We start from the raw sequence: 15,850 nt of genomic DNA, 5'->3' as shown, positions 1-15,850 counted from the left end.
CCCCATCCTCAAATGTCTTCACTCCTCCTTTTTTCATAATTTTTAACTTTTGTTTTTTATTTTGAACATACAAGTATCTTACTTTTTTTTGTTCACTTTGTCAATATTTTCGTCTGTAAATATGAATTTTTGTTCACATTCATAAACATTGACAAAAAAGAACGCAAAAACGTCTTTTTTCCGTTTTTTGCGCCCTTTTTTCGTCATTTTTATGTATTATTTATTTCTGGTTGCGGAACTGTACCGGTGTGATATTGTACGCCTTCTTGAAAAGTCTGTTGAAATGCTCCACATTCTGATATCCAACGGTCAGTGCAATATTTTCAACGGTCATGCTGCTGCTCTTTAACAGGGCACGTGCCTTTTTCATTCTGACTTTTTTGACAATATCCCCGAAAGTCATTCCGGATTTTTCTTTGATATATTTAGAAAGATACGGTTTGGACAGGAAGAATTTTTCTGCCAGATCATCTAAAGATACATCCAGATAATTTGCCTGGATATAGTTCATGATCTCTACCATTCTTTCATCTTTACATTCATTCACATTCTTCAGTTCATCAATCTTATTGACAGCAACTGTCAATGCCTCAATAGAAGCTTTGATGATATCGGCATCAATTCCGACTCCCCAGTAGGTCTTTCCATTGCAGATGACACCTACATAAGCACATGCCTTGGAAGAAGAACCACGTGTCAGGGAATGTTCTTCGTAGAAGCTCAGTTCATAGCTGATACCAAAGTACTGTTTGATCGCATTGCTGACTGCGTCAAGACGTCCGTTACCGCCTGCTGTTACCACACGTTTTCCATTTGCATGGGAAATGGTTGCATCTGCTATAATACCATCTTCCTGTTTGAAGTGGCATTCATCGATAGAGAAGATTCCTTTGTAATTTACATAATGATCTTCAAAAATGTGGTATACCCAGTCCGGAGTCAGCTCCTTGTGTGCTTTATCGGATACATCTTTTACCATGTAGCCGACTTCTTCACGCATTTCTTTCGGAACGCTGATGCCAAAGTTCTGTTTCAAAATGTAGCTTACACCGCCTTTTCCTGACTGACTGTTGATACGGATAACATCTTTATCGTAAGTTCTTCCGATGTCCTTCGGATCGATCGGCAGATACGGTACGGTCCAGTGATCTCTTTCTTCCGCTTCACGCCATGCCATACCTTTTGCGATGGCATCCTGATGGGAACCGGAAAATGCGGTAAATACCAGATCTCCTGCATATGGCTGTCTTTCATAGACATGCATTCTGGTCAGGCGTTCGTAAATTTCACGGATCTTTGGAATGTCAGTGAAATCCAGTCCCGGATCTACACCCTGCGAGAACATATTGAGTGCCAGTGTCACGATATCCACGTTACCGGTACGTTCTCCATTTCCAAATAAGGTTCCTTCGATACGGTCCGCACCTGCAAGAATACCCATTTCAGCAGTTGCCACGCCGCATCCACGGTCGTTGTGTGGGTGAAGGCTGAGCACCACGCCATCACGGTATTTCAGATTCTTATCTACATATTCTACCTGTCCTGCAAATACATGCGGCATTGCGTTTTCTACGGTTGTCGGAATGTTGATGATTACTTTTTTATCTTTTGTCGGCTGCCATACATCCAGTACTGCATTGCAGACATCCACTGCATAGTCCACCTCTGTTCCTGAAAAGCTTTCCGGACTGTACTCGAAAGTAAAGTTCCCTTCTGTCTGATCAGCAAGCTGTTTCAACAGCTTTGCTCCGTCGATGGCGATTTGTTTTACCTGTTCTTTGTCTTTTTTGAAAACCTGTTCTCTCTGTGCAACAGAGGTTGAGTTGTACACGTGGATCACAGCATGTGGTGCTCCCTGTACAGCTTCGAAGGTACGTTTGATGATGTGCTCTCTTGCCTGTGTCAGTACCTGGACAGTCACGTCATCCGGGATCATGTCTTTCTCAATCATGGTACGCATGAACTGGTACTCTGTCTCAGATGCTGCCGGGAATCCGACTTCGATCTCTTTGAATCCCACATCGACCAATAACTGGAAGAATTCCAGCTTTTCATCCAGACTCATCGGCTCGATCAGTGCCTGGTTTCCATCACGCAGGTCAACGCTGCACCAGATTGGCGGTGCATCTACATAATCTTTTTTCACCCAATCATATTCAAATTTCGGAGGCATAAAATATTGTCTCTCGTATTTTTTACAATTTTCCATTTTGTTTCTCTCCTTTTATTTAATTGGAAAGGGCGGCATCTGCTTTTTCTTCTGTTCATATGAAAAAACAAGAAATTTTTCATAAAAATCACACAATTTGCCTAATTCCTGACTTTTCACAAATATCCGTCAACTTTCTTGTCTTATTTTGTTGTCTAGCTAATGCTAACATATCTTATCGCGAAAGTCCATTGATGAATTTAAGCAATTTTCTTGATCTATTTTATTCTTCTCGTGTTTTAAAAATTAAATTGGTAAAACATTTCACACATTTTCATGGCTATCCAGGTAAATGTTCTCCGTCTGACTGTTTCTTTTACAACAGCCTGGCAGCTCCCCCATTTCTCCCCGTTTAAGAGATACGTAATCTGTCCGACCGGTGTTCCGCTTTTCACCGGCGCATCCAGTTTTTCCGGTACTTCTGTCTTTTCTTCTGCCACATCATCATCTCCGACCAGAATCTTACCCGGACTTTCTTTTCCTTTGATTTCCACTTCCACTGCTGCTTTTCCAAACAAACCATTTTGGGAAACACCGTTTTCCACGGGTATTTTCGAAAGCTCCGGTATTTTCCACACCTCATCATAACGATAATGTGCCATTCCGTACTCCATCAGTTTTCTGGTATCTGTCCATTTATAATTCTTGTTGTTTGGCCAGCCACAGGCAAGCAGTGCCACTACAAATGTACGACCCTCACTCTGTAAAGCCCCTACATAGCAATATCCGGCATCCCCGGTAAACCCTGTTTTCCCGGAAATCGCGCCATCCATCATCTGAAGAAATGCATTGTGGTTGCTGCAGCTAAAATTCCCCTTTCCCTCAGCATCAGAAAAGCTGTATACCGGCATTTGCGTGATCGCAAGAAATTCTGCAGCTTTGGGAGAACGCAGGACACAGTAGCTCATGATTTTTGCCAGATCTGCAGCTGAAATGCTGTGCACACCGCCCACATCCTCTCCATCCAATCCGTTTGGCGTAACAAAATGTGCCTCAGTGCATCCGATCTCTTCTGCCTTTTCATTCATCCACCCGGCAAATTGCGGAACGGATCCTGCAAGGTGTTCCGCGATCGCCACTGCAGAATCATTATGGGATTCCAGCATCAGGGAATATAGAAGATCCCCCAGATAAAACGCTTCCCCTTCGTGCATTCCCAGATGAACCTTCGGCTGTGCGACCGCATTTGCAGAGGCTGTCACCAGGTCCTTCGGATTTCCCTTTTCCAGCGCAAGAATGCAGGTCATGATCTTCGTTGTACTTGCCATCGGGCGCATTACATGCTCTTCTTTTCCGAGCAGAACCCTGCCGCTGTCCGCATCCACCAGCGCAGCGGAACGGGCATAGAGCCGGGTAAGAAGCTGCTCCCTTTCCTGCTCACGGGTTTCTTTTTCCTGTGCAGTCTGCGCATCCGAGACGGGTTCCTTTTGCTGCGTAGTCTCCATTATCTGCGTCCGTTCATTTTCTTCCGCAAGCACTTTCCCGGATAAGACCTTACCCGGACTTTCTCCTGTGGATTCTCTCCATAGCATCTTTCCTTGAAAAATCTGCAAACTAAAAAAGAATACCATGCACGCTGCCAGAATCCCTCTTCTGGTCCGTGCCGGTATTCCATTCCTCTTCTTTTCTTTCTTTTTCATGCGCCCCGGTCTCCCTCCTGCTCTTTTCTGTTCCATTTTATGAACAGGGACGGGCGTTTATACTATGGATTCCATTTTAAATATTCAGCCGGATCTGTGCCTCATCTTCCGCTTCTTCTTTGAATGTCTCCAGCTTCTCCGGTTCAATGCCCGGGAGATCATCTAAAGACTGCACACTGAATCTGCGCAGAAATTCTTCGGTTGTTCCAAAAAGCAGCGGACGTCCCGGTGCATCAAGGCGCCCAAGCTCGCAGACCAGATTGTACTCGATCAGCTTGTTTACCGCATGATCCGATTTGACTCCGCGAATCTTCTCAATCTCCAGCTTGGTGATCGGCTGACGGTAAGCAATGATCGAAAGCGTCTCCAGCATGACATCTGTCAGGACATACTTTTTCGGCTGCTTTGCGATCCGGATCAGATACTCATACATCTCCGGTTTGCTACAGAGCTGATATGCATGATCCAGTTCGATGATCCGGATGCCACGCTCCTCTTTCTGATACTTGTCCATCATATTATGGATAAGTTTCTCCGTCGTCGGCACATCCTGTTCGATCGCGGATGCGATCTTACTCACCTCGACCGAATCTCCCATAGTGAACAGGATTGCCTCTATGATACTCTCCAACTGTTTTGTTCTCATTTTCTTCTATACTCCTTGCCGCAGTCCCTCGTCCGATGTAATGATGATATCATCAAACGTATGTTCCTGATATACCTGTATTTCTCCTGTCTTCATCAGCTCCAGCACTGCCAGGAAGGTGACAATGATCTGTACCTTGGATGCCTGCTTTTTCAGGAGATCCCGGAAACTGAATCTGTGATGTACCTTTGCATACTCATAAACATATTCCAGTTTCTCCGGAAGCGTAACCTCTTCTTTCTCGATCTTGCCGAACTTACTTCGGATCGGATCCGTCTTATCTGCCTGTCTTTTCAGGATATCCTGAAAAATATCATTCAGCTTCGTCAGGGTCAGCCCGTCAAGAAGCGTATCCAGATCTACCGGTTCTTCGTATTCCTTTACTTCATCCGGAATGGTCGCTCCCTTATAGAACAGCTTTTCTCCGTCCACCTGGCGGTCACGCAGTTCATAAGACATATATTTGTACATCTTGTACTGCAAAAGCTGCTCTACCAGTTCCTGACGCGGATCTTCTTCCTCGCCCTCTTCATTGACTTCCTTTGGAAGAAGCATCTTGCATTTGATGTCCAGAAGTGTCGCCGCCATGACCAGAAACTCACTCATGACATTCAGGTCTGCTCTGTCCATCGCCTGGATATATTCCATATACTGGTTGGTGATCTCTACGATCGGAATATCGTAGATGTCTATTTTATTTTTATCGATCAAATGTAAGAGCAGATCCAGAGGTCCCTCAAAAACCTGCAGCTTTACCGGTATTCCTTTTCCCATAGATATCCTTTCCAGTCAAATTGTCGATAACCTTATTTATTATACAGGAAAGCCGGGATGATATCAAGTACGACTAACTCTGCCGGATTCCAGAAGCGGAAATTGATCGTGTGGGTTCCGAGCCCTTTGCTGACCACAATATATTTCCCGTCTTTTTCATAACAGTCCCCGCTGTAGCGTGGAAACAGACGGAACTGCGGACTGATCACACCGCCAAGCAGTGGAAGTCTGGCAATCCCGCCATGTAAATGTCCGGACAGCACCAGGTCTGCTCCCCACTTCCAGTAGGTTTCTGCGTAAAGCGGATGATGTGCCATTAAAATGCAGTATGCGTCCGTCTCTGCACTGCCAATCCGTTCTTCCATCTCGCCAGTCGTAAGCGGACACACCTTCCATCCTTTTTTATAGCATCCAAATGGAATCTCCATCCCATATAAGCGCAGCTTCATCCCGTTTACCGGGATCTCTTCTGATCCATTCACCAGGACATGAATTCCTGCCTTTTTCAGTTCATTCTCATAATATCCATATTCTTTGCCGTAAATCTCCTGCTGCTCATGCATTCTCTGCTCATGATTGCCATTACAACACCAGACCGGTGCGATCTGTGGAAGTTTTTTCATCAAATCCGCTGCCGGTGTCCAATCTCTTCCGGCTTTCCCGACCAGCATATCGCCGCCTGACAGGATCAGATCCGGCTTTGCTTCCCTGATCGCCAAAAGCAGCTCCTCATTCTCTTTTCCATAGACATGATTATGCAGATCACTTAAGAAAGCAATCCGTACTTTTCCGGCATCTCCCTTTATTTTACTGGTTCTGATCCGGTATCTTGTAATCTTGAAGCAGTGCAGCTCCCGCCATACTTCTGCAAGAACTGCTGCTGCAAAAATCACCAGTATCAATACGATAATCCCTGTTGTCTTCATCTCTTCCCTCTTTCGTTATACCATCATTTCTTCCAGAATTTTAAGGAATGCGCCCCCAAATGTCAACTCCCCGACACCTTCTGTCGCATAAACCGGAACGCTTCCGATGGTTTTCTCATTCAGCCGGTAAATGACTTCTCCGATCTGGTCGCCTTTCTTTACCGGGGCAGTCTGTTTCTGTATCTGTACCTCTTTTTCCACGGCAGACAGATCTGATCCACTGGTATCCACATACCGGAAGCCCTCCAGCGTCTCTCCCTTTGCCTTCTCCTGCATTCCATGTTTCACTTCGGCATACACAATTTTTTCCAGTGCCTTTTCATCCTGGTAAATACTGCATTTCCCAAAGCCATAGTTTAACATGGCAATGGCATCCTTTATCCGTGTCTTAGAATCCGGCTCTGCCATCACAACCGCAATCATATTGACCCCGTCTTTTCTTGCCGTTGCAGACAGGCAGAACTTCGCACCGCTTGTGGATCCGGTCTTCAGTCCGGTTGCGTATTCATACTGCCGGATCAGTTTGTTGGTATTACTCAGTCCGAATTCACTGCTGCCCTTTGCCGTAATGTGGGTAATATTTTCCATCCAGATCGTTGAGTAATCCTCGATCTGTGGATACTTCGTGATCAGTTCCCGTGACATCAATGCAATGTCTCTCGCTGTCGTCAGATGCCCTTCCGTGTCCAGTCCATTACAGTTGACAAAATGGGTATTCGTCATTCCAAGTCCTGCCGATCTCTGATTCATCTTTTCCACAAAAGCCTGTTCACTCCCGGCAATCTTTTCTGCCATCGCCACGCAGGCATCATTGGCACTTGCCACAGCAATGCACTTGATCATTGTATCCACAGTCTGCTTCTCACCAGCTTCCAGAAATACCTGGGATCCGCCCATCGATGCAGCGTACTCAGAAGTTGTGACTTCGGTATCCGGCGTGATCGTTCCGTCTGCCAGTGCATCAAAAATCAGAAGCAGCGTCATAACCTTTGTCACACTCGCCGGGGGCTTTTTCTCATCCGCATTTTTTTCTAAGAGAACCTGACCTCCGGAAGCTTCCATAATAACTGCAGACTCAGCAGATAGTTCCAGACCGGTCAGATTGCCCGAATTGTCTCTGTTCGTCTGCTCCGGATCCTCCTGCCGGATCACATCCTGCATAGCTTTCGGTCTTTCTCCCGGCTCGAAAACATCTGCCGCCCGGACCGGGATCCCATATACGGTCTGCACGCACAGAACCATGCCAAGCAGACCTGCCAGAAATTTGCGCATCATAAGACTCCTTTTTTCCATCCATCGATACTATATAAATAAGCCTTCTGACAGGAAAATAGAACCTTTCTTTACACTTCCCGGTTCATTTTTTCGCCTTCCTCATTGAACCAGTCCATTGCCTGACAGATTCCTTCTTCTGCAAATGGGAATTCTCTCTTTGTGATCTTTTCCTGTGGAATCTTATCATAAATAAACGGTCCTTCCCAGATACTTCCGACAAGAATCGTTTCTGAATTTTCCTCATCGGTCTTTTTTTCTTCTTTCGCCAGGCGATAGTTCATTTTTCCCATACTTCCGTTAAATTTCGCTTTTTTATAAAAATTCAGCGGAAAAAGCTGCATTCTTTCTAACATATTTTTCACCTCAAAAACCGGCACAGAAACTGGGGGATTTCTGTGCCGGTACTCTATTTTTTATACAATTATATCAATAAGTCGGAGGAATGTCTATACTATGCAGTCATCTGATCTGTCTCATATTTTGCAGCAGCTTCGTTGATTGCATCTCTCATGATCTCGATTGCCTGATCTACGTGTTCTTTTGCAAGGATCAGTGGCGGGATCATACGGTTTACGCTGTCGCCGATCGCTGTGATCAGAAGTCTTCTTCTGAAGCATGCCCATTTTACTTCAAGAGCGATCGGAATATCGTATTCGCATCCTACCAGAAGTCCTTTTCCTCTTGCTTCTTTTACATGTGGAAGCTCTGCAAGTTTTTCTTTCATGTATTCACCCATTACTTTTGCATTTCCACTTAAATCTTTGTCGAGGATTTCAGAAATGGAAGCAAGAGATGCGGCACATGCAAGTGGATGTCCACCGTATGTAGAGCCATGTGTTCCTGATGTAAATACTGCAGCTACTTCTTCGCTTGCGCAGCATGCACCGATCGGCATTCCGCCTCCCATAGCTTTTGCCATCGTTACACAGTCAGGTTTCACACCATATCCCATGAATGCCATTGGAAATCCTGTACGTCCCCATCCGGTCTGTACTTCATCGAGAAGGAGAAGCATACCTCTTTCATCACAGAGTTTACGAAGTCCTTCGATAAATTCCTGTGTTGCCGGATGTACACCACCTTCGCCCTGTACCGGCTCGATCATGATCGCGATCGTGTTATCTGTTACTTTTGACTTGAAATCTTCAAGGTTGTTATATTCTGCGTAGGAGAATCCCGGAAGCATCGGTTTGAATCCAAGCTGGCATGCGTTATCCGGCTGTCCTGTTGCGGAAAGTGCTCCGTATGTTCTTCCGTGGAAACCATTGATTGCTGTTACGATATGGTAATGTTCCGGGCCATATTTTTCAACGCCGTATTTTCTTGCCATCTTGATCATACATTCGTTGGCTTCTGTTCCTGAGTTCTGGAAGAAAATCTTATCCATTCCGATCGTGTCACAGATCTTCTTTGCGAGAAGTGCCTGTGGAATTGTGTATGGGTAATTGAATGTATGCATGATGTCATCAAGCTGGTCTTTTACTGCTGCGACAACCTTCGGATTTCTGTTACCTGGTGTATTTACGGCAACTCCACCATAAAAGTCGAGGTAAGCTACCCCTTTTTCATCGTAGAGATACATACCTTCTGCACGTTCTGCGATAAAATCATATCTTGCATAGGTTTCTACCATATATTTTTTTACAATGTCCTTTAATTCTTCTGCTGTGAGTCCTGTGTCTTTGAGTTTCATAAGAATCTCCTCGCTTTCCTTCTTTTGATCATATACTACTTCATGCTATTCGTTCCGGACTTCGAATAAAAATGTGTAAAAGAATGTGCCTTTTGTTTAGCAGGAAATCCCTTCGGAATTTACCGCTAAACAAAAAGACGCCATGTACTAACTGTACATGACGTCCTTGTCGTTTACAAGACACAGTATAGACCACAGTCTATGGTTTTGTCAACAACAATTATGTCAAAAAATTATCTTTCATTTTGTCTTTTGCTTGTTCAATCTGCTGTATTTGTTCCTCATCCATGCTTTCCTGAAGATTTTCTTTTTTCTGGCGATAAATTGTCGCGGAAAAATCCATAATGTATCCAATCAGGATCAGATTGCCAATTACACGCCCTGCACGAACCGGTATCATGGCAACAAACGCTGCAACTATGTTCTGCAGGAACATAAAAAGGAACAACGTATAGAATCCCCATGCGATCGAACTCCCCAGACAGATGATCCCCCTGTAGTTAAATGGCTTCTCATGGTAATCCCACCAGATCTCACCGAAAATGCGCTTCATCACAAGTGCCGTCAGAAATTCCAACGTCGTTGCAAGAAACGATCCCAGGAAAAACAGCAGTATACTATTGTCGCTATACGGACGTAATATAAAAAACACCGTAAGAGCACCAAACCCGTAGATCGGGCAAAACGGACCTTTTGCAAATCCCCTGTTCGTAATCTTATGATTACAAAATGACATATAGATGGATTCCACCAGCCATCCCATCATGCTGTAAGTCAGAAACCACATCACAACCTCATATCCATCTATTCCAAATATTATCCTATTCCACCACATAAAATTTTCCTGTAAAAATGGAGGGTTTATGAATCATAAACCCTCCATTATTGTTCTGCACATATTAGTTATATTTACGTTTTCTAGCAGCTTCAGATTTCTTTTTACGTCTAACGCTTGGTTTTTCGTAATGTTCTCTTTTGCGAATCTCCTGCTGAATTCCTGCTTTGGCACAGTTTCTTTTGAATCTGCGTAAAGCACTATCTAACGTTTCGTTTTCTTTAACGATTACATTTGACATAGTCTCACACCTAACCTCCCCTCCAGCCTGGTATTGTGCATCATACGACTGTTCGGGTATATTTATTGCACTACATTAGATTATATCATATTTTTCATCTCAGTCAAGAATTTTTTGAAAAATAGGAAAAATATGCATAAATCTGTCATTTTCCGGCATTATTTTATCTGTTCTGCCAGTACCTCTTTGACTTTTGCAAGGGCATCCGGGATTCCAGCCGGGTTCTTTCCGCCAGCCTGTGCCATGTTCGGACGTCCACCGCCGCCACCACCTACACAGGAAGCGATTGCCTTGATCAGGTTGCCTGCGTGAGCACCCTTCTTCATTGCTTCATCTGTTGCTGTAGCCATCAGGCTTACCTTGCCGTTCGCGCTGGATGCGATCACGACCACGCCTTCTCCGATCTTCTCTTTGAGCTGGTCTCCAAGGTCACGCAGTCCGTTCATGTCCATATCTTCTACGCTGACAGCAATCACTTTTACGCCGGCTACTTCTTCTACCTGATCCATCACATCACCCATGGCATCTTTTGCAAGCTTGCTCTTCAGGCTTTCTACTTCACTGTGAAGTTCTTTGTTCTCAGCCTGAAGGTGTGCGATCTTCTCAGACACAGTATCCGGAGTTGCTTTCAGGAGCTTGGCTGCTTCATGAAGCAACTGTTCCAGTTCTCCATAATAATCCATCAGTCCTTTGGATGTAAGTGCTTCGATACGGCGTACCCCTGCTGCCACACCACTTTCAGACAGGATCTTGAATGCTCCGATCTCGCTTGTATTGGCAACATGTGTACCACCGCAGAACTCAATAGAGTAATCTCCCATATTTACAACACGGACGATGTCGCCGTATTTCTCACCGAACAGAGCCTGTGCTCCGGTCTTTCTTGCTTCTTCGATCGGCATGTTCTTAATAACAACCGGCAGAGATCTGGAAATGCTTTCATTTACCATATCTTCTACTTTCTGCAGTTCTTCCGGTGTCATTGCCGAGAAATGAGAGAAGTCGAAACGAAGTCTCTTGTCGTCTACATAAGATCCGGACTGTTCTACATGTGTACCAAGTACGGTACGGAGTGCTTTCTGAAGCAGATGGGTCGCACTGTGGTTTCTTGCACAAAGCACACGTCTCTGCGAATCAACGGTCAGAGTAACCTGATCTCCAACCTTCATCATACCCTTTGCCATATAACCGATATGACCGATCTTGCCACCAAGCATCTTCTTCACATCTTCCACAACAAATTCACCGTCACCGCATTTGATCACACCGTGGTCGGCTTCCTGTCCACCGCTTGTTGCATAGAACGGAGTCTCATCTACAAAGATGGTTCCTCTCTCACCGTCAGAAAGAGCGTCTACGATCTCATCTTCTGTGGTAAGTACCGTAATCTTCGATTCATATTCCAGATGCTCGTATCCGACAAACTTAGAAGTTACAGACGGATCGATGGATTCGTATACGGTTGCATCTGCTCCCATGTAGTTCGTTGCCTTACGTGCTTTTCTTGCAGTCTGGCGCTGAACTTCCATTGCGGCTTTAAATCCCTCTTCATCAATATCTATACCTTCTTCTTCCAGGATCTCTTTGGTAAGATCGATCGGGAATCCATAGGTATCATATAATTTGAACGCATCTTCTCCGGACAGAGTCTTTGTTCCTTCTTCTGCCATCTTTTCTTTCATCTCATTCAGAATGACAAGCCCCTGGTCGATGGTCTTCTCAAACTGCTCTTCTTCCTTGCGGATGACATTCATGATAAAGTCTTTCTTTTCTTCCAGCTCCGGATATCCATCTTTAGAGCCTTCGATCACAGTTGCAGCAAGATCTGTAAGGAATCCCGGTGCAATGTTCAGAAGTCTTCCGTGACGGCATGCACGGCGGAGAAGACGGCGAAGAACATATCCTCTTCCTTCATTAGACGGCATAATACCATCAGAGATCATGAAAGATACAGAACGCACATGGTCTGTGATTACACGCAGAGATACGTCTGTGCTTTCATTATCTCCATAAGATACTCCTGCGACCTCACATACCTGGTCACGCAGTGCTTTTAAAGTATCAATATCGAACATAGAGTCTACATCCTGTACGATACATGCAAGTCTCTCAAGTCCCATACCGGTATCAATATTCTTCTGCTTCAGTTCGCTGTAGTTTCCATGTCCATCATTGTCGAACTGTGAAAATACGTTGTTCCAGATCTCCATATAACGGTCACATTCGCAGCCTACTGTACATCCCGGTTTACCGCATCCGTATTTTTCTCCACGGTCATAGTAAATCTCTGAACACGGACCGCACGGACCTGATCCATGCTCCCAGAAGTTGTCTTCTTTTCCGAAACGGAAAATTCTCTCCGGTGCAATACCAATCTCTTCGTTCCAGATCTTCCATGCCTCATCATCGTCTTCATATACGGACGGGTACAGACGATCCGGATCCAGTCCAACCACTTCTGTCAGGAATTCCCATGACCAGTGGATCGCTTCTGTCTTAAAGTAATCACCGAATGAGAAGTTACCAAGCATTTCAAAGAAAGTACCGTGACGTGCAGTCTTTCCTACGTTCTCGATATCTCCTGTACGGATACATTTCTGACAGGTTGTCACACGGCGTCTCGGTGGGATCTCCTGTCCTGTAAAATATGGTTTCAGCGGTGCCATTCCTGAATTGATCAGCAGAAGGCTGTTATCATTGTGCGGCACCAGCGAAAAGCTTTTCATTTTTAAATGACCTTTGCTCTCAAAAAAGTCAAGAAACATGCGTCTAAGTTCGTTAACTCCGTAAGCTTTCATCTTTATCCTCCTCGCTTCTATCAGCTAAATTCTAATTATAAAGAGATTTTGATGGCTTGTCAATATAATGAAATTTAAAAAGGAACCGCATTTTCTGCGATTCCTTCTTTTTTCCATTCTACTTAGTCTCTGAATTCTTTGCGTCTTTTCTTTCGCGAAGCTTCTTGCCTGCAAAAGCCCCTCCGACTGCAAACACTCCGATAAAGAGCATCTTCAATACCGTAGAGATCAGTGTTGAAAAAAATGCCATCTTGTCATGCCTCCCATGCTATCATTTTCTTTTCTCCTTGATTTATGCATATTATAGCATATACAAAAAAATTTTCCAAACTTTTTTAGCATTTTCACATACAATTTCGACCTTTTGTATCTGCTTTGCAGTTCCTACTCCACCATGCCAAAAAATTTCTGCGCATAGTGTACGGACTGCATGGCATCTTTTCCATAGAAATCTGCCCCGATCATATCCGCGTAATCCTGGTTCAGAACAGCCCCGCCTACCATGACTTTGCAGTCCGGTTTCTTCTTTCTTAAGAGTTTGATCGTCTCTTCCATGCTGACTACAGTTGTGGTCATCAGCGCACTTAAGCCTACCAAAGTGACATTCTCCTCAACTGCTTTTTCTACGATTGCCTCCGGCGGCACATCCTTTCCGAGATCGATCACATCAAAACCATAATTTTCAAGAAGAACTTTCACTATATTCTTTCCGATATCATGGATATCACCTTTTACGGTAGCAAGGATGATCTTCTCCTTCTTTTCTTCTTCCTGTCCGGATGAAGCAAGCACATCCTTGATAACCGCAAAGGCAATCTTCGCAGCATCCGCACTCATCAGAAGCTGCGGAAGGAAGACGGTTCCCTTTTCAAAACCTTCACCGACTACATTGAGTGCCGGGATCAGTTCCTCCTGGATGATATCCAGCGGTTCCCTCGTACCGATCAGGTCACGGGTGATATGATGCGCCTCTTCTTTCAGCCCTCTCTCGATCGCATATTTGAGTGTCATCTCAACGCCTGCAGCTTTTGGTGCATTTCCGGCTGCTGCAGCTGCCTGCGATGTCTGGACTGTCACCGTCTCTGTGGTTCCCGCATAAGTACTGATATAATTCGTACAATTTTCATCAAAGCCCATCAGTGCATTATAAGAACGATAAGCTTTCATCATATCTTCTGAGGATGGATTGATGATTCCTGCCGTCAGTCCGTTCTGCATTGCCATCGCATAGAAATAGCTGTTGACGATCGGGCGCCTTGGAAGTCCAAAAGAAATATTCGATACTCCAAGAACGGTTCTGACCCCGAATTCTTCCCGTACTCTCTTCAATGCTTCCAGGGTAACCTTTGCCCCGTCCTTTTCCGAACTGATGGTCATGGTCAGCACATCGATCACGATATCTTTCTTGTCGATTCCGTATTTGGCTGCTTCGTTGATGATCTTACCTGCAACACGCACACGGCCTTCTGCATCCTTCGGAATCCCCTCTTCATCAATGGTCAGTCCGACAACCACACCTCCATATTTCCGGATCAGAGGAAAGACTTCGTCCATAGAAACCTGCTTTCCGTTTACAGAGTTGATCATCGGCTTTCCATTGTAGATACGCATTGCACGTTCCATAGCCTTTCCATCTACTGTGTCAATCTGAAGTGGAAGACTGGTCACGCTCTGCAGTTCTTTTACAACTTTTTCCATCATGGCAACTTCGTCAATATCCGGAAGTCCTACATTGACATCCAGAATGTGCGCGCCCTTATCCTGCTGCGTGATCGCTTCTTTCAGAATGTAGTCCATATCTTCATTTTTCAGTGCTTCTTTGAATTTTTTCTTTCCGGTCGGGTTGATTCTTTCTCCGATGATACGCGGCATATCATCCAGGATCACAGCCTGTCCATAAGAAGATACGATCGTATCATGCTTTTTCTCGATCTCGCGCAGCGGAAGATCTTTGCATTTTTCTACCAGCTTTTTAATATGCTCCGGTGTCGTTCCGCAGCATCCGCCGATCACACAGGCTCCTCCTTTTACAACCTCCTGCATGATCCGGGCAAACTCATCCGGCTCTACATCGTAATACGTTTCCCCGTTCTTCTGCTTCGGAAGTCCGGCATTTGGCTTCACAATGATCGGAAGGGAGGTATATCTTCTTAAATCGTTCAGGATTGGAAGCATCTGTTTCGGCCCAAGTCCACAGTTCAGCCCCAGTGCATCTACGCGGAGTCCTTCCAGCATTGCCACAACAGAAGGGACATCCCCACCTGTCAGAAGCTTTCCTCTTTCATCAAAGATCATGGTTACAAATACCGGAAGAGAAGAATTTTCTTTTGCTGCAAGAATGGCTGCCTTTACTTCATAGGTGTCACTCATGGTCTCGATATGGATCAGGTCTGCACCGTACTTTTCTCCATAGCGGACGGCTTCTGCAAATGCTTCATAAGCATCATCAAAATCCAGATCTCCCATTGGTTTTAATAGCTTTCCGGTCGGTCCCATATCCAGTGCCACATAAGTCTCTTTTCCAATCTGCTCTCCTGCTCTTTTTGCATTTGCAATCCCTGCACGGATCACTTCTTCAACCGTATATCTGTCATCATGAAATTTGCAGACATTAGCGCCAAAGGTATTTGCAAGAACCACATCACTTCCTGCTTCGTAATATCTGCGGTGAATCGCTTCCACCTTTTCCGGATGTTCGATGTTCCAGGTCTCCGGAAGTTCTCCCGGTGCAAGTCCTTCTGCCTGCAGAAGAGTTCCCATTCCGCCATCTAAAAATAAAAGTTCTTTTCCCAAACGTTCTCTGATATTCATAC

At 44.9% G+C, this 15,850-nt stretch carries 13 protein-coding genes; all 13 read right to left on the bottom strand.

Annotation, left to right across the window (positions count from 1 at the left end):
- Positions 1-220: 220 nt before the first annotated feature.
- Positions 221-2,209: a 2-isopropylmalate synthase gene (locus PG418_RS04235; protein WP_498837102.1), complete on the bottom strand. Its 1,989-nt coding sequence runs from the start codon at positions 2,207-2,209 to the stop codon at positions 221-223.
- A 239-nt stretch (positions 2,210-2,448) separates the two neighbouring features.
- Positions 2,449-3,849 (bottom strand): D-alanyl-D-alanine carboxypeptidase family protein, encoded by a 1,401-nt coding sequence (locus PG418_RS04230; protein ID WP_498837101.1) that lies wholly within the window; start codon positions 3,847-3,849, stop codon positions 2,449-2,451.
- A gap of 76 nt (positions 3,850-3,925) precedes the next feature.
- On the bottom strand, positions 3,926-4,495 hold the full coding sequence (gene scpB, locus PG418_RS04225; protein WP_055155895.1) for an SMC-Scp complex subunit ScpB: 570 nt from the start codon (positions 4,493-4,495) through the stop codon (positions 3,926-3,928).
- 6 nt (positions 4,496-4,501) lie between these two features.
- Positions 4,502-5,269: a segregation and condensation protein A gene (locus PG418_RS04220; protein ID WP_008369228.1), complete on the bottom strand. Its 768-nt coding sequence runs from the start codon at positions 5,267-5,269 to the stop codon at positions 4,502-4,504.
- A gap of 32 nt (positions 5,270-5,301) precedes the next feature.
- Positions 5,302-6,195, bottom strand: coding sequence for a metallophosphoesterase (locus PG418_RS04215; protein WP_498837100.1), 894 nt, complete (start codon positions 6,193-6,195; stop codon positions 5,302-5,304).
- Positions 6,196-6,210: 15 nt separating this feature from the next.
- Positions 6,211-7,467 (bottom strand): D-alanyl-D-alanine carboxypeptidase family protein, encoded by a 1,257-nt coding sequence (locus PG418_RS04210; RefSeq protein ID WP_498837156.1) that lies wholly within the window; start codon positions 7,465-7,467, stop codon positions 6,211-6,213.
- Positions 7,468-7,538: 71 nt separating this feature from the next.
- Entirely contained in the window at positions 7,539-7,823 is a 285-nt protein-coding gene (locus tag PG418_RS04205) for a hypothetical protein (RefSeq protein WP_022219906.1), read from the bottom strand.
- Positions 7,824-7,921: 98 nt separating this feature from the next.
- A complete protein-coding gene (locus PG418_RS04200; RefSeq protein WP_498837099.1) occupies positions 7,922-9,163 on the bottom strand; it encodes an aspartate aminotransferase family protein in 1,242 nt (413 codons plus the stop codon).
- Positions 9,164-9,383: 220 nt separating this feature from the next.
- A complete protein-coding gene (locus tag PG418_RS04195) occupies positions 9,384-9,998 on the bottom strand; it encodes a putative ABC transporter permease (protein ID WP_368282105.1) in 615 nt (204 codons plus the stop codon).
- 64 nt (positions 9,999-10,062) lie between these two features.
- Complete coding sequence (rpsU, locus tag PG418_RS04190) at positions 10,063-10,239, bottom strand: 30S ribosomal protein S21 (RefSeq protein ID WP_004054229.1); 177 nt, start codon at positions 10,237-10,239, stop codon at positions 10,063-10,065.
- 158 nt (positions 10,240-10,397) lie between these two features.
- Positions 10,398-13,037 (bottom strand): alanine--tRNA ligase, encoded by a 2,640-nt coding sequence (gene alaS / locus PG418_RS04185; protein WP_055155890.1) that lies wholly within the window; start codon positions 13,035-13,037, stop codon positions 10,398-10,400.
- A 118-nt stretch (positions 13,038-13,155) separates the two neighbouring features.
- Positions 13,156-13,287: a vanadium nitrogenase gene (locus PG418_RS04180; protein ID WP_498837098.1), complete on the bottom strand. Its 132-nt coding sequence runs from the start codon at positions 13,285-13,287 to the stop codon at positions 13,156-13,158.
- A gap of 134 nt (positions 13,288-13,421) precedes the next feature.
- Positions 13,422-15,848, bottom strand: coding sequence for a homocysteine S-methyltransferase family protein (locus PG418_RS04175; protein ID WP_498837097.1), 2,427 nt, complete (start codon positions 15,846-15,848; stop codon positions 13,422-13,424).
- Between the last annotated feature and the right edge of the window lie 2 nt (positions 15,849-15,850).

This window comes from Bariatricus sp. TF06-38A, from assembly GCF_027690675.1.
GTDB lineage: Bacteria > Bacillota > Clostridia > Lachnospirales > Lachnospiraceae > Allocoprococcus > Allocoprococcus comes.
Note: the sequence above shows the minus strand (reverse complement) of the source record. Positions and strands in the feature narration are given on the sequence as shown.